This is a genomic window from Citrobacter sp. BIDMC107, assembly GCF_001037575.1.
Lineage (GTDB): Bacteria > Pseudomonadota > Gammaproteobacteria > Enterobacterales > Enterobacteriaceae > Citrobacter > Citrobacter freundii.
The window spans coordinates 3699281-3722421 of record NZ_KQ089848.1 but is presented as its reverse complement, the minus strand read 5'-3'; the positions used below and the strand labels follow the sequence as shown (position 1 = coordinate 3722421).

At 54.8% G+C, this 23141-nt stretch carries 10 protein-coding genes and 1 other RNA gene; 9 read left to right on the top strand and 2 right to left on the bottom strand.

Translation table 11 applies throughout. From position 1 onward, the window contains the following. Window positions 1–20: 20 nt before the first annotated feature. Complete coding sequence (locus SK39_RS17305; RefSeq protein ID WP_003839823.1) at window positions 21–317, bottom strand: RnfH family protein; 297 nt, start codon at window positions 315–317, stop codon at window positions 21–23. Further along, the gene (ratA, locus tag SK39_RS17300) at window positions 301–744 is read right to left on the bottom strand and encodes a type II toxin-antitoxin system toxin RatA (RefSeq protein WP_003031213.1); all 444 of its coding nucleotides are present in this window, start codon (window positions 742–744) and stop codon (window positions 301–303) included. The genes SK39_RS17305 and ratA overlap by 17 nt, the downstream gene beginning before the upstream one ends. Before the next feature lie 154 nt (window positions 745–898). On the opposite strand from ratA, the gene smpB reads away from it, so the two are divergent. The 9 genes from smpB (at window position 899) to SK39_RS17265 (ending at window position 22837) form a co-directional block, all read left to right on the top strand. Beyond that, a complete protein-coding gene (gene smpB, locus SK39_RS17295) occupies window positions 899–1381 on the top strand; it encodes an SsrA-binding protein SmpB (protein WP_003031211.1) in 483 nt (160 codons plus the stop codon). 584 nt (window positions 1382–1965) lie between these two features. Beyond that, complete coding sequence (locus SK39_RS17290) at window positions 1966–13206, top strand: BapA/Bap/LapF family large adhesin (RefSeq protein ID WP_048217249.1); 11241 nt, start codon at window positions 1966–1968, stop codon at window positions 13204–13206. 100 nt (window positions 13207–13306) lie between these two features. Next, a complete protein-coding gene (locus SK39_RS17285) occupies window positions 13307–14716 on the top strand; it encodes a TolC family outer membrane protein (protein ID WP_003845860.1) in 1410 nt (469 codons plus the stop codon). Further along, a complete protein-coding gene (locus SK39_RS17280) occupies window positions 14713–16899 on the top strand; it encodes a type I secretion system permease/ATPase (protein WP_048217248.1) in 2187 nt (728 codons plus the stop codon). The genes SK39_RS17285 and SK39_RS17280 overlap by 4 nt, the downstream gene beginning before the upstream one ends. A 7-nt stretch (window positions 16900–16906) precedes the next feature. Next, window positions 16907–18070, top strand: coding sequence for a beta-barrel domain-containing protein (locus tag SK39_RS17275; protein WP_085951585.1), 1164 nt, complete (start codon window positions 16907–16909; stop codon window positions 18068–18070). A 72-nt stretch (window positions 18071–18142) separates the two neighbouring features. Then, window positions 18143–18506, top strand: a transfer-messenger RNA (tmRNA) gene (gene ssrA, locus SK39_RS26140). A gap of 204 nt (window positions 18507–18710) precedes the next feature. After that, a complete protein-coding gene (locus tag SK39_RS17270; protein ID WP_048217247.1) occupies window positions 18711–19952 on the top strand; it encodes an integrase in 1242 nt (413 codons plus the stop codon). Window positions 19953–20200: 248 nt separating this feature from the next. Further along, the gene (locus SK39_RS27160) at window positions 20201–20470 is read left to right on the top strand and encodes a hypothetical protein (protein ID WP_129622424.1); all 270 of its coding nucleotides are present in this window, start codon (window positions 20201–20203) and stop codon (window positions 20468–20470) included. A gap of 12 nt (window positions 20471–20482) precedes the next feature. After that, the gene (locus tag SK39_RS17265) at window positions 20483–22837 is read left to right on the top strand and encodes a type I restriction enzyme HsdR N-terminal domain-containing protein (protein ID WP_048217246.1); all 2355 of its coding nucleotides are present in this window, start codon (window positions 20483–20485) and stop codon (window positions 22835–22837) included. Window positions 22838–23141 lie beyond the last annotated feature (304 nt).

The following is a 23141-nucleotide window of genomic DNA, read 5'->3' as shown; positions in this document are numbered from 1 at the left end:
AGCACCTTTTTTATTGTCTGCTATTTTTTTGCGGATTTCTCTGCTCGCTGTCGGCGCAGCTCTTTCGGATCAGCAATCAGTGGCCGGTATATTTCCACCCGATCGCCGTCATGCAGAACATCAGCAAGCTTAACCGGACGGCTGTATATCCCGACTTTATTTTTGCTGAGATCGATATCGGTACGTAATTCCAGTAGACCGGAAGCGCGGATTGCCTCTTCCACCGTAGCACCCTGTTGCAGTGTTACACGCTGTAGATACTGTTTCTCGGGCAGCGCATACGCCACTTCAACGACAATTTTAGCCGACGCTGACACTGTAAACCTCTTTCGCGCGAACCGTGAAGGCCTGCACCATGTTTGAAGCCAGCTCTTTAAAGATACGACCAAACGCCAGCTCGATTAACTTATTGGTAAACTCAAAATCGAGATGAAATTCAATACGACATGCTTCATGACTCAGTGGCGTAAACTTCCATCCGCCAATGAGTTTCTTGAACGGGCCGTCGACCAGATGCATCAGGATGCTCTGGTTACTGGTCAATTGATTGCGCGTGGTGAACGTTTTGCTAATCCCTGCTTTCGAGACATCCACAGCCGCGGTCATCTGTCCCGGAGTTGACTCCAGCACACGGCTACCGGTGCAACCCGGTAAAAACTGGGGATAGGATTTAACATCATTCACTAGCTGATACATCTGTTCCGCACTGTAAGGTACTAAAGCGGTCCGGCTAATCTGAGGCATAACAATTTCCATCAATATCAATCACACAAATAATACCATTTATCCCCCGCTAAAAAAAACGCTATAGCCTAACTCGTGCTAAGATAGCGCCTTGCGCCCCGCTGGATGAAATGGGGTGTTTTTCGATTCCAGATTACCTATACTGAGCGGCATTATGACGAAGAAAAAAGCACACAAACCTGGCTCAGCCACAATCGCGCTTAACAAGCGCGCACGACACGAATACTTTATTGAAGAAGAGTTCGAAGCAGGACTCGCTCTGCAAGGTTGGGAAGTCAAATCTCTACGCGCAGGTAAAGCTAACATCGGCGATAGCTATGTCATCCTTAAAGACGGCGAAGCGTTCCTGTTTGGCGCCAACTTCACGCCAATGGCTGTTGCCTCAACGCATGTGGTATGTGATCCCACCCGTACCCGTAAGCTGTTGTTAAACCAGCGTGAACTCGACTCCCTGTATGGTCGTATGAATCGTGACGGTTATACCGTCGTTGCGCTTTCACTGTACTGGAAAAATGCCTGGTGCAAAGTGAAAATTGGCGTCGCAAAAGGTAAGAAACAGCACGACAAGCGCTCCGATGTGAAAGAACGCGAATGGCAGTTAGATAAAGCGCGTATTATGAAAAATGCTGGTCGCTAAACGCTACTCCTCTGTGACCAGTCTCTCCCCCTGAGACTGGTTCTTATTTTTTAGTTATTGAAACCCACCCAATACATTCATCAAATTTATGGTTTATTTGTGCTGAATCGTTCAGGTATGAAATAAACTGCCATGGCATTACCGTAGCGACCCATAGTCTAATAAAATAAAACTTCAAGACCATATCACCTATATTTAGGCTTATTTTATAACACTATTATTACTGTTGTTTATTATATCTCCCCCTCATTTCAATTTAAATAAAAAACATTAAAATACAACAAGTTAACCAAAAACAAATCATTAAATACGCACCGGAAAGTATCCTTTTCAATTAGCCAAATATATTTTTAATATGGATAAGTTGCAGAATACTTTCTTTCTGACTATATCATCTAATACGAAAGAACTATTCTGCCGGCAGGTCCCGAACGTATTTACTAAGTAAACGAACATCTGCATGACCTAATCAATGTAATTACATGTGTAAATTCATCTTTATGATGAACGGGGCCCCTGTCTGCTCATTTTCCCAGCGCGCTGTTGCGGATTAATACTCCCGACATGCCATCAGGAGTGAACATATGCGTCTACTCGCCGTTGTATCAAAATTAACTGGCGTTTCCACAAATGTTGAATCCTCTGAAGTTACGCTCAGTTCGCCTTCTATCGTGAAACTGTCGGTGTCGCGTGAGGAGGTAAGTCAACTAACACGCGTTAATCAGGATCTGGTTGTCACACTCCGCTCGGGTGAAACCATCACCATTAAAAACTTCTACGTCGGAAAAGGTGATGCGCAAAACCAGCTTGTTCTGGAAGACAGCAATGGCGCGCTGTGGTGGGTTCAGGATACTGATGAAGCGTTCCACTTCCAGCATTTAGACGATCTCACTCCGCTAATGACTGCCGAGGGAAGCCATGAAGGCGGCGCCGTCTGGCCGTGGGTTCTTGGCGGGATCGCGGTTGCTGGCGGAATTGGCCTTGCCGCAGGTGGCGGCGGCGGAGGTGGCGGCGGCGGCGGTGGCGGTGGCGGTGGCGGTGGCGGTGGCGGTGGGAGCGATAACAACGCCGGAAGCGGTAATGGCAACGGTAACGGTAACGGCGATGGTGGTGGAAACGGTAATGGCGATGGCGATGGTGGCGATCCGCCAACGACAACACCTAACGCACCAGATGTGCCGGTTATTACCAGTGTAATCGATGACCAGGAGCTAATTACTGGTCCTGTTAATCAGCAGGAATCCACCAACGATAATACGCCCACTCTCCAGGGTACCGGCCCCGCAAATGCTACATTGCATATTTTTGATAACGGCGTAGAAATCGGCCAGGTCGCTATCGATGCCAACGGCAACTGGTCGTTTACGCCATCCTCTCCACTCGCAGACGGTACCCACAAGTTTACCGTCAGTGCATCAGACGGTACAGGCAGCAGCGGCATGTCAGACAGTTGGGAGATTATTGTCGATACGCTTGTCCCCGACGCCCCTGTGGTCACAGAAGTAACTGACGATTCCGGTTCCATTAAAGGCTTGATCGGTAATAACGGCGTAACCGACGATGCCACGCCAACGCTCACAGGCACTGGCGAAGCCGGTTCTTACATCAGCATTTCTGATAACGGCATTCTGATTGGTATGGTCCAGGTGGATGACAATGGCAACTGGACATTTACACCGGACACACCGCTTAGCGACGGTGTTCACAATCTGACGCTGACGCAAACTGACGATGCGGGTAACGTGAGCGCGGAAACGAGCGTACCTACATTCACCGTCGATACTACCCCGCCTGAAGGCGCGGTCATTTCCTCCGTTAATCCGGAAGGCACCGAGGTAACCGGTAGTGCAGAGGTAGGAAGCCAGGTCATTATCATCGGTAGTAATAATCAGATTTTGGGTTCAACCACGGTCGGCCAAACCGGCAATTTCGTCATCGCGATTTCACCTTCACAGACGCACGGTGAAGCGCTAATCGCGAAGATTCAGGACCAGGCTGGTAACATCGGGCCAGATACCCCATTCAATGCGACGAACTCGGGCTATCCTGGCGTACCGGTTATCGTCAGCGTGATGGATGACTTCTCCCCATCAACCGGGCCATTGAGCAACAATCAGGCCACCAACGATAATACCCCCACGCTCTCTGGCACTGCCGATGCCAACAGCACGGTGACTATTTACGACAACGGCACAATTATCGACAGCGTACTGGCTGACGGTAACGGTAACTGGACATGGACTTCCAGCTCCCCGTTATCAGATGAGCTACACGCCTTCACCGCCACCGCGACAAACCAGTCAGGTACAGGAGGCATGTCACCAGCGTTCAATATCAACATCGACACCCAGCCACCGTTGCCACCTGATGATCTCAACGTATCTGCGGATGGGACTGTCGTCACCGGAACGACCGAGCCAGGCAATACCGTAGTTATCACCGGCAGTGGCGGAACTCAGATCGGCAGCGGCGTCGCCGGGCCGGATGGCACATTTACCATCACCATTAACCCACCACAGACCAATGGCGAAACCATTACCGCTATCGCCACCGATCCAGCTGGGAACCTAAGCCCACCAGAAACTGCGCTTGCACCAGACATTACCGCGCCACAACCCCCAACAAACCTGCTAGTTAATGGCACTGGCGACCAGGTCACCGGCAAGGCCGAACCCAACAGTACGGTCAATATTCTGGATCCAGATGGCAATATCATTGGTACGGTAACTGCCGATACGGATGGGGATTTCACCGCAACTCTGGTTCCGCCACAAACCAACGGCGAGACCCTTACGGCAAATGCGACCGACACCGCAGGCAACAAGGGCGACGACGCCTCTGTCAACGCACCGGACACCACCGCACCTGATGCGCCGACAGGCGTCACAGTTGCAGGAAATGGTGGCGCGGTTAGCGGTCACGCCGAAGCCGGAAGTACCGTCACCGTCAAAGACAGCAACGGGGCTCCTATTGGCGTGGGTCAGGCTGACAGCGGCGGCAATTTCACCGTCCAGATCACCCCGTCGAAAATCAACAATGAAACAGTAAACGTCACCGCAACGGACAGCACTGGTAACGAAAGCCTGCCAACTTCGGCTGTTGCCCCGGATCTCACCGCGCCAAACCAACCCGTTATCATTGCCGTTACTGATGACGTCGCCGATATCACAGGCTCCATCAATAACAATGGTTTAACCAACGACGATAAACCGAAAATTGAGGGCAAAGCTGAGGCCGGCTCTCAGGTCAAAATTTACGATAACGGAACTCTGCTTACGACCATTACCGCTGATATCAACGGTAACTGGAACTATACGCCCACCTCGGCATTGGGCCAGGGGGCACACGTATTTACAGTGACGGCAACCGATGCCGCTAATAACACCAGCACTGCCGCCAGTTGGAAAATCATTGTCGATAGCATCGCGCCGACAGTGCCAGTCATAACGCTGGTTAACGCTGATGTTGGCAGCAGCGCCGGTAACGTCACGAGCAATGCCTGGATTACCAACGACAACACGCCAACCCTCTCAGGTACCGGTGAGCCGGGCTCGCTCGTGAGCCTGTACGATGGCAGTCTGCTGATGACGGTGATGCTTATCGACAGCTCGGGGACCTGGAGCTATACCGTTCCAACCAATCTGGCGCTCAACGATCGCATCCACCAGTTTACGGTATCAGCAACAGATGCAGCCGGTAACGTCATTACCTCGCCCATCGTAGTCAGTGTTACCGTGGATACCCAAGCACCTGGGACCCCCGTGATTTTGACCGCAACCGACGACGTCGGGAATGCACCAACCGATCTGCCCACCGGTAGCCGTTCAAACGATACCTTGCCGCTGCTGAAGGGGACCGGGACCGTCGACTCCACCATCACTATCTATGATGGCGCCACACTTATTGGAACCGCAACGGTCGTGTCCGGGGGCGCCTGGAGTTTCCAGGTCACTCAACCGCTGAGTGAAGGTCCACATGCGCTGTCGGCTATCGCAACAGATGCAGCGGGTAACGCCAGCAATGCCGGAAATTTCACGCTGACCATTGATACCACCCCACCCGCCGCCCCTGTCATCTCATCGGCGGAAGGCCTGGTTGGCAGCAGCACACAAACGCTGATTAACGGTGGCAGCACGAAAAGCGCCGAACCCACACTGTCGGGAACCGGTGAACCGGGTGCGACTATTACTATTTATGATAACAGCGCCCCGATTGGCAGCGCCCTCGTACAGCCAAATGGGACCTGGACATTTATCCCAGACACTCCGCTTCTGGATGGCCCGCACAAATTCACCGCCACGGCGACTGACGTAGCAGGCAACGTGGGGATCCCATCCGCTGGCTTTACGCTGACGGTGGATAATCTACCACCAGTGAAACCCGAACCACCAACCATCACTGACGACGCCAATCCGATCACGGGGATCGTCACTAACGGTATCACCAATGACACCACGCCAACCTTTAGCGGTACAGGGAACGTTGGGGATTTGATTACCGTTTATCTGAACAGCACTCCCCCTTTGCAGGGAACAGCAACAGTAGGTGCAGACGGAACCTGGAGCTTTACTCCATCAGCACCGGTTTCCCCTGGTACTTACCAGATAACCCTTACCGCAACCGATCCGGCTGGCAACGTCAGCCAGCCGTCGAATGCCATAACACTGAACATCGACACGACGCCGTCTGCACCTCCGGTGATTATCGCCGCCAATGATAACGTCGGTGGCTCGGTAGGCGATCTCTTGCCCAATGCCGTGACCGATGACGCCACGCCAACCATTCGCGGTACTGGCACTGACGGGGATATCATCACCCTGTATAACAGCGGTGTAGTGATCGGTACGGCAACGGTGGCTGGCGGCACCTGGAGTATTACGCCCGGGACTGCGCTGGCAAACGGCAACTACACGCTGACCGCTACCGCAACCGATGCGGCAGGTAACATCAGCGGCAGCTCAAACAGCATTTCGTTTACGGTGAACACCACCCCGCTCACAGCGCCACTCGTGACGAATATCGAAGATAACGTCGGCGTGATTACCGGCTCGCTCACCAGCGGTAGCGTCACGGACGATACCACCCCAACCATTAGCGGGACGGGTACGCCGGGCAGTACGGTGTTAATTTATGACGGTGGCATTCCCATCGCGATAACCACCGTGGGCGCGAATGGCTCCTGGAGCATAGATGTTCCCCTCACGCCCAACATGATTCATACGCTGACTTTCGGCGCACAAGATGCTGCCGGTAATGTGCTGCCGGCAGGAAATCCTGTCACGTTGATTGTTGATACGCTACCTCCTGCAATGCCTATCGTTACCAGCGTTGATCCGAACGGTACGCTGGTTAGCGGTACAGCCGATGCTGGTAGTACCGTGATTATTCGCAGCGGTAGCACCATTCTCGGCCAGGGGGTGGCAGACGGTTCAGGTATCTTCTCTGTCACCATTTCACCAGCGCAGACGGCGGGTGAATCATTGAATGCGATCGCTCAGGATCCAGCGGGTAACCAAAGCGGAGAAACACCGTTTACCGCTGCTACCTCCAGCGTTCCACACCCGCCAACTCTTGAGATCGTGGATGACGTAGCCCCCGGCATGGGCGAAATCGGCAGCGGAAAAACCACCAACGACACTTTACCGCGGTTGCAAGGAACCGCCACGGCTGGGGCTACAGTGACTATCTATCAAAATGGCGCGTCTATCGCCACGGTCACCGCCGATGCGGTTTCCGGCGCCTGGAGTTATCAGTTGCTCACCCCGCTAACTAACGGCACAACCTATAACTTCGCAGTGTCACAAACCGTCAACTTAATACCCAGCGGGCAGTCACCCAATTATGCCATTACCATCGACACCACCGCGCCGCTGGCACCGCTCATCACCAGCATTATCGATGACGTTTCACCCGGCAGTGGACCGCTGGATAAAGGACAAATTACCAATGACTCACGCCCGACCTTAAACGGAACCGGCGAAGCAGGAGCAACCATCACCCTCTACGATAACGGTATCGCTTATGCCACAACCACGGTAAACAGCAACGGATTCTGGAGCTTTACCCCGACAGACGCGCTGGGAGAAGGCAATCACCTCTTTACCGCTCGCGCAACCGATGCTGCTGGCAACCAAGGCGATGCCTCCGCTGATTTTCTGATCATTGTTGATACTTTAATTCCGAATGCCCCCTCCATTGTCACAGTCACAGACAACGTTGGCACCATTCAAAACCTGACGTCCGGACAGTCAACTAACGATAATACCCCAACGCTCACGGGCGTTACCGAGGCAGATTCAATTGTCACCATCCGTGATGGCAAGACAGTGATTGGCACAACCACCAGCGACGCCAGCGGTAACTGGAGCTTTACGCCAGCCCCTGCGCTCAGTGAAGGCAGCCACTCGCTGACAGCCACCGTCACGGATGGTGCGGGCAACATCAGCCCGGCAGCGCCACCGTTCGTCGTAGTTGTCGATACGCTGGCGCCCGCCGCGCCAAGTATTACCTCGGTCATCGACGATCAGCCGGGAAGCACGCTGTTGACCAACGGCCAACTGACCAATGATGCCCAACCAACACTAAGTGGCACGACCGAAGCTAATGCTATTGTCACCATTCGTAGTAACGGAACGATCATTGGCACCGCAAATGCCGATGGCTCCGGTAGCTGGAGCTTCACCCCAACAAACGCGCTGGCGCAGGGGGAAAATATCTTTACGGTGACCGCAACGGATGCGGCGGGCAACACCAGCGGAGCTTCTGCCTCGTTCACCGTTTTGGTCGATTCAGTTGCCCCGTCTGCACCAGTAATTCTGACCGTTCAGGACAATACCGCGCCGACAACCGGGCCAATCTCCAACGGGCAAATCAGTAACGAAAGTCGCCCGGCGCTCAGCGGTACCGGTGAAGTTGGCGCGACCATTACCGTCCTGAACGATGGTCAGCCCATTGGCACCACCATCGTCGGCGCAGGCGGAACCTGGAATTTTACGCCCTCAACGGCATTGGGTAACGGCCTGCATACTCTGACCGTCACGGCGACAGATAGCGCAGGCAATACCAGTCTGCCTTCAGGCGGCTTTACCTACACCGTCGACACACAAGCACCGGCAGCACCAGTGATTACTCAGGTTGCAGATGATGTCGGCCCGCTGACCGGAAATCTGAACAACGGCCAGGCGACAAACGATGCGCGCCCTACCCTCAGCGGCACGGCAGAGGCCAATTCAACGGTTAAAATTTACGACAACGGCACGCTGATCGATACCGTTTCGGCAGACGGGGGCGGTGCATGGATTTTCACGCCGGGAACAGCGCTGAGCAACGGTAACCACGCGCTGACGGTGACAGCAACCGACGCAGCCGGAAACGTTAGCCCAACGTCCGCTGGGTTTAACATCGTTGTTGATACTGTTGCCCCGCTTGCGCCAACGATTATCCAGGCTTTTGATGACGTGGTGCCGGGATCCGGAACGCTGTCGAACGGCGCTTACACCAATGATACTCGTCCCGTACTGAACGGTTCGGCGGAAGCCGGTGCCCGGGTAGCCATCTACGATAATGGCACGCTGCTGGCGACGGTGACAGCGGCAATAGATGGCACCTGGGAATATCTGCCTGCCACACTGGGCAACGGCCAGCATGTCTTTACCGCCATTGCCACGGATGCCGCCGGGAACGTTAGCCCCACCTCAAGCGAATTTATTATCAACGTTGACACGATCGCGCCGTCAGCGCCGCTCCTGACCTCGGTGGTGGATGACGTCGCAGGCGGTGTGTTCAACGCGGGGCTTAGCAACGGGCAACTGACTAACGATGCCCGACCAACGCTCAACGGTACCGCCGAAGCGGGCAGCACTGTCAGCATCTATGACGACAGCACCCTGCTGGGCACGGCGCTGGTACAAAGTAATAACAGCTGGACGTTTACCCCAACCACACCGCTGGCGAATGGATCGCACACCTTCACCGTCACCGCTACCGATGCGGCGGGCAACACCAGCGGCGCAACGGCAGGCTTTAGCGTAGTGGTCGACACCACGGCACCAACGCAGCCTTCAATCAGCAGCATTATTGACGATGTTGGGCCAAACATAGGGGCGATTGGCAATAATCAGCCAACCAACGACGCACGCCCAACGTTAAACGGCACCACGGAAGCCAACGCTCGGGTCGATATTTATGATAACGGCACCTTTGTAACCAGCGTAACGGCGGACGGCAGCGGCAGTTGGAATTACACGCCACCTACGGCGTTGGGTCAGGGGACGCATTCCTTCACCATCACAGCAACAGACACCGCAGGTAATACCAGCGGGCTATCATCTGCCTCCGCAATTGTGGTCGATACCGTCGCACCGGGTACTCCAACCGGTCTGGCGGTCAACGCCAACGGCACCATGCTGACCGGCGTTGCCGAAGCGAACAGTACGATAATCATCACCTCCAGCAGCGGAACCGTACTTGGTACCGCAACCGCCAACACCTCCGGTAATTTCACCTTCACGCTGAGCCCACCGCAAATCAGTGGGCAAACGCTGCTGGTCAGCGCACAGGATGCCGCAGGCAACATCGGCACAGCGGGTAACGTGCTGGCACCGTTTACTGGTGTACCGCCTGCGCCGGTTATTGCCAGCGTATTTGACGACGTGGGCACAATTACAGGTCTGGTCGCGGCAGGTAAAACCACCAATGATACCCGTCCAGCCCTTAGCGGAACGGCGCAGGCTAACGCCATCATCAATCTGTACAACAACGGCGTACTCATGGGTAGTACGACCGCAGATAGTAACGGCCTCTGGAACTTTACCCCATCCGGCGCGCTCAGCGAAGGTAACCACGCGTTTACCGCCACGGCAACAAACGCCAACGGCGTAAGCGGGGTGTCCGGTTCGTTCAGCGTGATTGTGGATACCACGCCGCCGACCGCGCCAACGATACTGATCAGCGCCGATGGCGGTACCATCAGCGGCGTCGCCGAAGCGGGAAGCACGGTTACCATCTCTCTTCCGGGCGGCACCAGCGTGACGGCAATCGCCAACAGCAGCGGTGTCTACAGCGTCAACCTGCCGGTTCGCCAGATTGAGGGTCAGTCGCTGTCCGCCACGGCGACCGATGCGGCGGGAAATACCTCATTGCCAACAAGCGCTATCGCGCCGGTATTGCCGCTGCTGGCTGAAGACAATGTCACCAGTCTGCCTCTACAAACCGATGTCACCGTCAGCACCGAGCATCAAAGCGATTATGGTTTCCTGTTGGTCAATGCGCTGGGAAATGTCGCCAACGTGCTGGGGAACGATACAGCAAGCGTCAATTTCAGCATCGCTTCTGGCGGCAGCGGATCCATTACAATCAATGCCGCAGCGACCGGCGTGGTGCTGTCGCTATTAAACACGCTTGAAGTCGTCATCCAGCGCTTCGACACCGCGCTGAATGCCTGGGTAACGGTGGTGGATACCGGGAAACCAGACTTTGCCAGCCTGCTCACCCTGGGCGCCTCGGGCGTAACGCTCAATTACAGCGGACTGACTGGCGGGGATTACCGCGTAGTCAGCTACAACACCAACCTACTGGCGACAGGGGCATACACCAGCCTTGATGTCTCGGTGGTAAAAGCCAGCGCAGGGACCATCACCGGTGGTACTACCGAGTCTGGCAATATCATCACCGATACCGATCCCGCCAACGGGCAGGATAACGCCCCTTCCGGCACGCTGGTCACCACCATCACTGACGGTAACGGCAACGTGGTGAACATCCCGGTGAGCGGCATTGATGTGCAGGGAAAATACGGCACCCTGCATATCAATCAGAATGGTAGCTACACCTATACTCTGACCAATACGTCAATCTCAGTGTATGGACGTTCCGAAAGCTTTACCTACACGCTAACGCATGGCAGCGATCACTCCTCGGCAAAACTGGTGGTCACGCTGGGTCAGGCCCCAACCACCAGCACGGTAACGGCGGCAGACGATGTGGCTGCGCTGACTTACGGGACGCAGGTCATCGCAGTCGACAACCATCCATCACAACAAACCGGCTTCACGCTCGCCAGCGTTGGTTTGGGACAATTGTTGGATGTCAGCCTGGTCAACGGTTTGACCAACCCGATTAAATTCAACGTTGATGACGGCGCGACACGAACGATCACGGTTCAGGCCAACGTACTTGGCGTAACGCTGGGCGGCTTTGATCTCTATGTCTACCGCTTCAACGAGTCTATTCAGCAGTATGAGCAGTACCGGGTACAGCCGAACTGGGTCACCGCCCTGCTGGGCGGCAGCTCACCGGCGTATACCATTACACTGCCGGGCGGTGACTATCTGTTCCTGCTTAACGCTTCCGGCGGCCTGACGCTGCTGACCAGCTATACCCTGAATATTCAGGCCGATCACACCTACGCAGTCGACAGTCTGAGTGCAGCTACCAATGGAAATCTGCTGGCCAACGACTCGGCTCCGGCTAATACCGTTATCACCGAAGTTAACGGTGTCACCGTTAACACAACAGGCACTACCACCATTAACGGACAGTACGGCACACTGACTATTGATGCGAAAGGGAACTATACCTACACGCTGAGAAGCGGACTGGGCGCAGACGGTATCAATACGCCGGACAGCTTTGTGTATAAGGTCAAAGCACCAAACGGCGATACCGGCAGCGCGTCGCTGAACATTACGGCAACCCCACAGGCGCTGGATGCCGTAAACGACATCAGCAGCCAGATGGCGGTCACCACCCAGGCCGATACATCCAGGTCGTTTACCGACAACAGCGTTGGGAACGCCAGTTGGAGCGCCCAACTCCTTTCACCCACCTCACAAAATGGTACTGGCGTCATTGAAGTCGCGACGGGAACGGCGGTGCAAAACGCCATACTGCATTTTAACGTCGCTTCAGGTCTGACGCTGGGCGGACTGACCGTCACCTGGGCGCTGTATGACAGCAACAACGTCAAGATTGCCGGTAACTCATTCAATGGCGGATTGCTGATTGGCGGCAATATTGATATTGTCCTCAGCGGGGTAGTACTGCACCCCGGCAACTATCGCCTCGACTATACCGGCAGCGTCGGGGCTCTGGGGCTGGGGAATATCACCATCACCCCCAGCGTGAAAGGCACGATAATCGACCTGCAAAACTTCGAGACTTCCACAGCGAATAGCGTCACCGGCAATATTTATGACGGAGACCATATTGCCAGCGTGCATACCTTGCTAACGGTGAATGGCACGGGCGGCAGCGCCGCCACGCTGGATCCGCTGAGCAGCACGACCAGCGCCATCATTAACGGGTTGTACGGCAAACTGACCATTGGCATTGATGGTCATTACACCTATGCCCTCAACAGCGATGTCTCGCTCTCCACCATCGTCACCAAAGAGACATTTACCTACACCCTTAACGACCTGAATGGCCATACCGATACCGCTACGCTGACCATCAATATGAATCCGCAAGTGGTGAGTACCGTCGATGCCGATCGCCTGACTGGCAGCGCCTACGGCGATACGCTGATTTATCACCTGCTCAATGCCAACGACGCTACCGGCGGTAACGGAACAGCGGACACCTGGACCAACTTCTCGCTGGCCCAGGGTGACAAAATCGATATCGGTGACCTGCTGGTGGGCTGGAACGGGCAGAACGCGACGCTCGGTAACTACCTCACCGTTACCACCAGCGGTAACAACACGGTTATTGCCATCGACCGTGACGGTACGGGCAACACTTATCACTCAACCAATCTCATCACGCTGGAGAACGTACACACCACGCTCGACGAGCTGGTGCAACAAAATCACATTGTGCCCTGAAGTGAACATATAGCGTTAAAGCGCCATAACTACAGCCCCGGATGCGATGACATCCGGGGCAATAACAGTCGTCGCTGCCGTATTTTGTAAGGGATAATCTATGAGAAATGTCGCGCCTGTTGCCTTACTGCTGGCATTAACGCTCTGTACCCTGCGGGTGAATGCCGAAGATGAACCGCAAATTATTACGCCGGAAGGACTGGCCACTAGCCAGATGCTTCCCTCGCTGGACGGCGCGGTTGCCGATCTGCCGCTAAGTGCCGCCGCTCCCGGTAGCCTGACGCTCAACGACGCGGTGAGTCGTGCCGTGAGCTGGCATCCTTCTATTCGTGAATCCATCGGCAAACTGCTCTCGCAAAACGAGCAAATCGACGTGGCGAAGTCAAAATATTACCCGCAGGTTTCTGCCGGAATGAACAACGGTTACAGCAATACCTACACCGACCACGGTTTTAGCCCGGCGCTGGTGATTTCGGTATCGCAAATGCTGTACGACTTCGGCAAAGTGGCAAGCCAGGTCCGCGCCGAGACCGCCGGAGCCGCGCAACAGCAGGCGAATGTGTTACTCAGTATTGATACCATCGCCCACGCCACCGCCAACGCGATAGTCCAGGTGCAGACGTGGCAGCAAATGGTGGACGCCGCCGAAGAGCAGCTCACCGCCTTAAACGGCATTGGTCGACTGACCCGTCAACGCAATGATGAAGGGGCAACCTCGCTGTCAGACGTGGTGCAAACCGATGCGCGTATTGAGTCTGCTCGTTCTCAGTTGGCGCAATATCAGGCCAATCTCGACAGCAGCAAGGCCACATTGATGAGCTTCCTCGGCTGGAACTCGCTTAACGGCATCAGCAATGAATTCCCGGTCAAACTGGACAGCAGCTGTGATGTAGTCAAACCGGACGATAAACTGGTTCCCGCGGTCCTGGCGGCCTGGGCACAAGCGAATGTAGCGCAGGCAAACCTCGACTACGCTAACGCGCAGATGACGCCCACCATCTCTCTGGAGCCGTCGGTTCAGCACTATCTCAACGACAAATACCCCAGCCATGAGGTACTCGACAAAACCCAGTATTCTGCATGGGTAAAAGTTGAAATGCCGCTGTATCAGGGCGGCGGACTCACCGCCAGACGCAACGCCGCCAGCCATGCGGTAGAATCTGCACAATACTCCATCCAGCGCACCCGACTCGAAGTACGGCAGAAATTACTGGAGTCCCGCAGCCAGGCGATGAGCCTCGCCACCGCCCTGCAGATTCTACGTCGCCAACAGCGGCTGAGCGAACAAACGCGCGAGCTTTATCAACAGCAATATCTGGACCTTGGCTCGCGCCCGCTGCTCGACGTGCTTAACGCCGAGCAAGAGGTGTATCAGGCCCGTTTTGCTGAACTCCAGACTCAAAACCAGCTGCGCCAGCTCCAGTTGAACTGTCTCTATAACACCGGCTCGCTTCGCCAGGCGTTCGCCTTAAATAATCGCAGCATTCAATCGGTGGAGATCAAGCTATGAGCAACCTCGATTCACATGCGGATGATGTAATTGGCGAACACGCCCTGAGCCAGTGGGCGCAGGCGATGACGCATATTGCCAATCACTATCGCGTGGCCTGTTCTCCCGGCGCAATCCAGGCCAACGCCCCATGGTTTGCGGGAAAAAGCCGGGCCACGGCCCTGTCGCAACTGGCGCGTCAGGCGGGACTGTCATTTCATGCGCTGAATACCGCCGCGCAGGCGTTCGGTCAATGGCACCTGCCAGTGGTGGCGGAACTGCGCGACGGCCAACTGATGGTAATAGAACATTTCAACGGCGAGGATACGTTAGATGTTTTCATCATCGCCGAAGAGGGCCAGCGTAACAGGTTAACGATTGCAGAACTTCTGCCGGAGATCGTGAGCATTACCGCGCTGCGCCCGCTGTCGGCGCTGAAGGACAGTCGGGTAGACCGCTATATTTCGCGCTTCAAGCCCGACTGGATGCGCGAACTGGTGTTAAAGGACATCCGCCCTTACCTGCCGGTCATGATTGCCGCCTTTCTGATTAACGTCCTGTCGCTCGCCGGGATTATCTTTTCCATGCAGGTCTATGACCGGGTGATCCCCGCCCAGTCTTATCCAACGCTGTATGTTCTCTCTACCGGTGTTCTGGTGGCGGTGCTGTTTGGCTTTTTGCTGCGCGAAGCGCGTACCCACATAATGGACCTGCTCGGCAAACGCGCCGATATGCGCATTTCCGATCGCGTGTTTAGCCACGCATTGCGGCTGCGCAACAGCGCCGTCCCCCGCTCGACGGGGAGCTTTATTTCTCAACTGCGCGAGCTGGAACAAGTTCGCGAGATGATCACCTCTTCGACCATGTCGACCATTGTCGATCTGCCGTTTTTCTTTCTGTTTATCGTGGTGCTGGCATTTATCGCCCCGCCGCTGGCGTGGATTGCACCCGTCGCGGCCCTGCTGATGATCCTGCCTGGCTTGCTGTTACAGAAGAAGCTGGCTGTGCTTGCCAACCAGGCTGCCCATGAATCCACCCTGCGCAACGCAGTGCTGGTCGAAAGCGTTCAGGGGCTGGAAGACATCAAGCTGATGCAGGCGGAAAACCGCTTTTTACAGCAGTGGAACAGCTATATCCGTATTACCGGAGAGTCAGGGCTACGCACGCGTAAGCTGACTCAAGGGCTGATTGGCTGGGGCATGTCGGTACAAAGCCTGGTCTACGCCGCCATCATTATGTTCGGTGCGCCGATGGTCATTGAAGGCACGATGACCACCGGCGCCGTGGTGGCGGCTTCAATGCTCGGTTCCAGAATGATTGCCCCGATGGCTAATCTGTGCGGCGTGCTGGCCCGCTGGCAACAGGTTAAGGCGGCGAAGATGGGATTAGACAGCATCATGCAGCTTCCCACCGAAACGCAGTACGACGAAGACCGGGTGCATCAGGAGATTTTTCACGGCCATTATCAGTTTGAGAACGCACACTTTCGCTACCACAGTGACGATCAGCGCGTTCCACTGCGGATCTCGCGCCTGGAGGTCATGCCCGGCGAACGGGTGGCGATCCTCGGGCGTAACGGTGCCGGAAAATCAACGCTGCTACAGGCCATGGCCGGCGGCGTGGAGATTATCCAGGGCGATGTACGGCTCGATAACCTGAGTCTGGCGCAAATTGATATGGCCGATTTACGCCGCAACATCGGTTTTCTCAGCCAGAATGCGCGACTGTTTTTCGGCACCCTACGCGAGAACCTGACCCTCGGTGCGCCGCACGCCAGCGACGCGCAGATCTTCGAAGCGCTGGAGGTCAGCGGCGCGGCTGCTTTCGTTAAACAGCTCGCCAAAGGGCTGGCGCATCCCATTATGGAAGGCGGCAACGGTTTGTCCGGTGGACAACGGCAGTCGATCCTGCTGGCTAGAATGCTGCTGCGATCGCCCAATATCGTGCTGCTCGACGAACCCAGCGCCTCGCTGGATGAACATACCGAGCGGGAATTTATTCAGCGCCTCAACCAGTGGTTGGGTAACCGCACATTGATTGTCGCCACCCATCGCGTACCGGTTCTGGAACTGGTCGAACGCGTGGTGGTGTTGAAAGAAGGTCAACTGGTCATGGATGCCCCGAAAGCGCAGGCGTTGAATGCGAGCCGGGCACCTGCCCCTACCCACGGTCGGGAGTGGAAAAATGAAAACCAATCCGCATGATGCCGCCATGGACGACCTCGATATCCGCCGCGAGCACCGTTTTTCCGGGGCCAGCCGCATTATTCTGCTCAGCACGCTGTTGTTTGCCGTCCTGGGTATCTGGGCATATTTCGGTAAGCTGGATGAAGTCTCAACCGGCAGCGGGAAAGTGATCCCCAGCTCGCGTGAACAAGTCTTGCAATCACTGGATGGCGGTATTCTCGCCGAACTGACGGTCCGCGAGGGAGATAAAGTCCAGGCTAATCAAATTGTTGCTCGTCTCGACCCCACCCGTTCAGAGTCCAACGTTGGGGAGAGCGCCGCCCGTTATCGCGCCTCACTGGCCTCCAGCGCAAGGCTCAATGCCGAAGTTAACGATCTGCCGCTGGTCTTTCCCGATTCACTGCGCGCCTGGCCGGATCTCATCGCCTCCGAAACTCGCCTGTATAAAAGCCGCCGCGCGCAGCTTGCGGATTCAATGGCGGAACTGCAGGATGCGCTGGTCTCGGTAAATAAAGAATTGGCCATTACTCAGCGACTGGAGAAAAGCGGTGCCGCCAGCCACGTAGAAGTGCTGCGCCTGCAACGCCAAAAAAGCGATCTGGGATTAAAAATCACCGACCTGCGCTCACAATATTTCGTGCAGGCGCGGGAAGCGCTGTCAAAAGCTAACGCCGAAGTGGATATGCTGGCGGCTATTTTAAAAGGACGCGAGGATTCCGTGACCCGCCTGACCGTACGCGCGCCGATGCGCGGTATTGTGAAAAATATCCAGGTCACCACCATTGGCGGCGTTATCCCGCCCAACGGCGAGATGATGGAGATTGTACCGCTGGACGATCATCTGCTGATAGAAACCCGCCTGTCGCCGCGTGATATCGCGTTCATCCATCCCGGCCAGCGGGCGCTGGTGAAGATAACCGCCTATGACTACGCCATTTACGGCGGTCTGGAAGGCGTAGTCGAAACCATCTCACCGGACACCATTCAGGATAAAGTGAAACCGGAAATCTTCTATTACCGCGTGTTTATCCGCACCCATCAGGACTTCTTACAGAACAAACTGGGACGCCATTTCTCCATCGTACCGGGCATGATTGCCACAGTGGATATAAAAACAGGTGAAAAAACCATCGTCGACTATTTAATCAAACCGTTTAATCGCGCAAAAGAAGCGCTGCGCGAGCGCTAAATCCTTGAGGATTAGGGGTTGCGGGGGCTGGTCACGCGTGTCACAAGTCTGTTATACTTGTCCTAACACATTGGGGCTGATTCTGGATTCGACGGGATTCGCGAAACCCAAGGTGCATGCCGAGGGGCGGTTGGCCTCGTAAAAAGCCGCAAAAAAATAGTCGCAAACGACGAAAACTACGCTTTAGCAGCTTAATAACCTGCTCTGAGCCCTCTCTCCCTAGCTTCCGCTCTTAAGACGGGGATCAAAGAGAGGTCAAACCCAAAAGAGATCGCGTGGAGGCCCTGCCTGGGGTTGAAGCGTTAAATCTAATCAGGCTAGTCTGGTAGTGGCGTGTCTGTCCGCAGGTGCCAGGCGAATGTAAAGACTGACTAAGCATGTAGTACCGAGGATGTAGGAATTTCGGACGCGGGTTCAACTCCCGCCAGCTCCACCAAAATTCTCCATCGGTGATTACCAGAGTCATCCGATGAAGTCCTAAGAGCCCGCATGGCACAAGCCCTGCGGGCTTTTTTGTGCCCTCAATTTGTCCCGCGAAGTCTGATGCCAACTAATTAAATCCGATCCTTTTAGGCACCTTGTTAGGCACCTCATAAAGCATTATTGTTTTTGAGGTGCCTAAAACTATGGAAACCCGGCAATGGCAAGACAAACTAAACCTCTATCCGTGAAGGAAATCGAATCCGCCAAACCCAAAGAAGCGGACTACGTTCTCTATGATGGTGATGGCCTTGAGCTACTCATCAAATCCAGCGGGAGTAAAATCTGGCAGTTTCGCTATATTCGCCCTGTCACCAAGAAACGTGCGAAGAAGAGCATAGGCCCCTACCCGTCAGTTACGCTTGCCGATGCCAGAAACTACCGGGCAGAGTCACGCTCTCTCCTGGCGAAACAAATCGATCCACAGGAACATCAGCAAGAACAACTTCGCAGTTCGCTTGAAGCTAAAACCAATACTTTCCAGCTCGTGGCTGAACGATGGTGGAATGTGAAGAAAGCCAGCGTGACAGAGGACTATGCCGACGATATCTGGCGCTCTCTTGAAAGAGATGTCTTTCCTGCTATTGGCGACGTTAGCGTTACAGATATTAAAGCTCACACACTGGTTCAGGCCGTCCAACCAGTTCAGGCCAGAGGAGCACTGGAAACCGTTCGTCGCCTGTGCCAACGCATTAATGAGGTCATGATCTACGCCCAAAACACAGGGCTTATTGATGCTGTTCCCAGCGTTAATATCGGTAAAGCCTTCGAGAAGCCTCAGAAAAAGAACATGCCCAGCATTCGACCGGATCAGCTACCTCAACTGATGCAGACAATGCGAACAGCCAGCATTAGCCTTTCCACACGCTGCCTGTTCATGTGGCAACTTCTTACTATTACCCGCCCTGCCGAAGCGGCTGAAGCTCTCTGGGAAGAGGTAGACATAGAAGCGCGAGAGTGGAAGATTCCTGCAGCACGCATGAAAATGAACCGCGACCATACTGTTCCATTGTCAAATGAAGCAATTGCGATACTGGAGATGATGAAGCCGTTAAGTGGAAATCGAGAATTTATCTTTCCCAGCCGCATCAAGCCAAACCAGCCGATGAACAGTCAGACCGTAAACGCATCGCTAAAACGCGCAGGTTTTGGTGGGGTGCTCGTTTCACACGGCCTGCGATCTATCGCCAGTACAGCCCTTAATGAACAAGGCTTTCCGCCTGATGTCATTGAGGCAGCACTTGCTCATGTGGAAAAGAATGAAGTGCGACGTGCCTATAACCGCAGTGATTATCTTGAACAGCGTCGTCCGATGATGCAGTGGTGGGCTGATTTTGTGATGGCAGCGGATCGTGGAAGCATGATTGAAGGTGGGATGAAAGGAATGCGGTTAGCAGGGTGACGGATAATTAATGAAGGTTTCCACTTTAGTACTGCGTCGAATGATACCTTATATTTCAGCCCGATAAGTGCCAGAAGCGGAAGTTAACAGTTTATGAAGGCAAGCTAATTAGCATAAAATCTCTCAGCGGATGGGATATGGAGCAGCAGAAATAAATGACGACAAGGCAGTATGCGAAAAAATCAATCTTCGATCTGGAAGCAATTTTCGAGCGGTCATGCAAAAAGCTTATGAACTTGCAATAGCTGTTGAACGAGCTGACTTTTCGCAACACTGCCAAGGCGGAAGCCAAGAAGGACAAGCAGAAAACGCAGCCTAAGTCGAATGGCCAGCGCAATTCGGTCGGCTACGTGCAGACCTTCGTCGGTCCGCAACACCGCCCGAAGAGACGGATGTCGATCGAGGCGCATGTTGAAGTCGGACGGCTGCTGAACCAGCACTATCCCGACTGCCCGCCGCTGCGTTCACTGTTACAAAAAATGGATGCTGCAGTCGAATCGCTGCGTAATTGGGCTTAAGGAGCCGTCACAATGCCTAGTACAAAACAAAATCAGCAAGTGTCACCCTCCATTCGTCCCGAGGCCGAGTTGGAGAGCCGAATGGCAGCAGCTTTGTCCACAGCCTTTCCCAATATTCCTCGCGAGCAACTGGTGGAACAACGGCGCTTCACTGTGCGTCTCGGTCACGAGACACATGAATTCGACAGCGCTGCCCAGTGGGAGAAGACTGGGCGAGCGGATGTACTCATCTTTCATGGTGAACGGCCGCTGGCCGTGGTGGAACTTAAACGAGAGCATCTTGCCCTGACTCATTCTGACTATGAGCAAGCGCAGAGCTACGCGAATCAGTTGACGCCACGACCTCCTCTTGTCGTTGTCACGAATGGGCGCGATACCCGCATCTACGACGCCAATACAGGGCAACTTTGGTCCGGCGAGCAAGACGCCGCCAATGCGGTAGCCCGTCTGCTTGAAAATGCCGCCAAGTTGGCCACGGCGGATATGCGGTGGGCAGCTGAAGCTTTGATGGGTCGGGAAACCGGGGTCTGGGTCCCCATTGTGCGATCTGCAACTGCAAAACTTCTGGCCGAGATGACAGACCCACCAGGCCAGTCTGTTCGCGCCTTTGCCGAGCTTCTGTTATTCCCTCGTCTCAGTACCTTTACCGCAATTAAATCAGCGCAAGCCGGGACGGCCTTCACGATCATCGAAGGTGCAGCTCAGAGCGGCAAGAGTAGTTGTTTGCGCGAAATCGCCTTGCGCACTCATGACAGTGAAGAATTGGCCATCCTGATGTTGCGAGGTTCAGGACCGGGACTGTTTCAGTCGCTAGCCAACCTGTTCGCCATTGAGCTTGAATGGAATCTCACCGCAAACGACGCTCGCCAGTGGCTGCGGCGGATGTCCACCGGACCAGCGGGGCCAGCCCTTTTACTTGCTATTGACGATGTTGAGCCAGGCACAGCAATGGCGGCCGACCTAGAGGAACTAGCGAGCCTTCGGCCTGGGAATAAGCTCAATGTCATCCTGACCACCGATCGCGCGGAACGGTTGGTCAAAGCTCCAAACGGTCGAACGCAGACAGCAGTGGGAGATCGAGCAAAGGTCATAGAGATCGGTCCATTGATGTTGGAAGAATTTCAAAATGCGCAGCGCATTCTCTACAAGCACAAGATTTACTTCCAGCAGGGTGCGGAATATGCAGAAGACTACCGTGCGCCGTGGGTACTTCGCACAATTTACGACGATGCCGCCCGTAACCCACGACACAAAGACCCGGACAGCGCCTTGCTTCTTCCGCCGTCGCTTGGCTTGGAACTGGTGCAAGCTTCACGCCGGAGCTACGCCCATCAGGCGGACCTACTTCGCGGCTATCGAGTGCTCGCTCGCTGCACTCTTGCCGATGAGGGTGCCCGTTCAGCAGAACTGACTTTGGCAGCGTCGAATGAGTTCGTGGTACGACAAGATGCACTTTCCGACGAAGCTCGCCATGCGTTGGCCGAACTCAAATCCAAAGGTGCAATACGCACCTATCGTCACGCAGGCAGCGAGGATGTCGTGGTGCCGACCATCCCTGCAGCTTTCCTCTCAGAGCTTGCAGATGCCGCAGGCGACGAACTTGCGCGCCGCGCTGCAGTAGACCCGCAGAAAGCCGGCACTTGGCTTGGCAATCGCTTGGCAGCTGTCTATCTCGGGGACATGGTCGGTGCGCAGGCTATTCGTTGTATGGCGGAGAAAACAGGCCAATTCAGTTATGGAATTATCGACGGTCTTCTTTCTGTTGAGCCCATGGAGGAACCCATCGAAAACGCGCTGATCGCGATGGCAGCACCAGACGGTCGTTTGATTCATCTGAAGATAGAAGGCGAAAAAGCCTGGCTTTCCAATCATCACGGCGACGTCATAGGCAAATCTATTGATCTCGGAGAGGAGCGACCGCATATGCTTGGCAACACAGTGGCTTGGATGATCCTTGGTCAACTTGCCAGGCTTCCCGCAGCAGCGGTTGGCGATGACAGTCAACGCATAGACGCGTTTATTTTGCTGAACATCGGCCAATGCCCCTTCCCATTGTTGCGCACAAACGAAGAAGGACTGGGCCATCTTGTGCACGACCTCGGCAATCACGGTCGCGTCCTTTGCCACGATCAAGGCCCCATCGAGACAGCAACACAAGCGATGGCAGATTTATTTTCGCGTCCGTGGGCACATGCAGATGCGTGGGTGAATGCCGCGATCGAAACCGAATCTCTAGCACTTTTGCATCGTCTAACTATCGCTCTGCGCACGGTGAAAATACGCAACATACCTGCGATTTCCGAATGGGCCAATGTGACGCTCAAGGAGCGTGTTCTCCCCATACTCACTGCAACCCTTAAGGTATAAGTTGGCGGGTAATCCCCTCAAAAACCAGCGCATGCATAAGTGGAGTTTTATCCTAACCTGCATGCAGGGAGATTTCTATGAAGCTGTTACGTTTTACTGACGGTCAGATCATCGCCATTTTTCCAGATGCACCCTCCACGATACTTTACCGTGCGGGCTAATGTGCTTAATGCCGGGCTGCTTGCTGGGCGATGAGCAGTGCACACTTCCACTCTGAAGAAATTCAGACTGGCTTGGGACCTGAACGCACCGCTGTTCTCTTGATATGGAGCTTTCGGCTACCTTCCATAGCCACCGATTCACT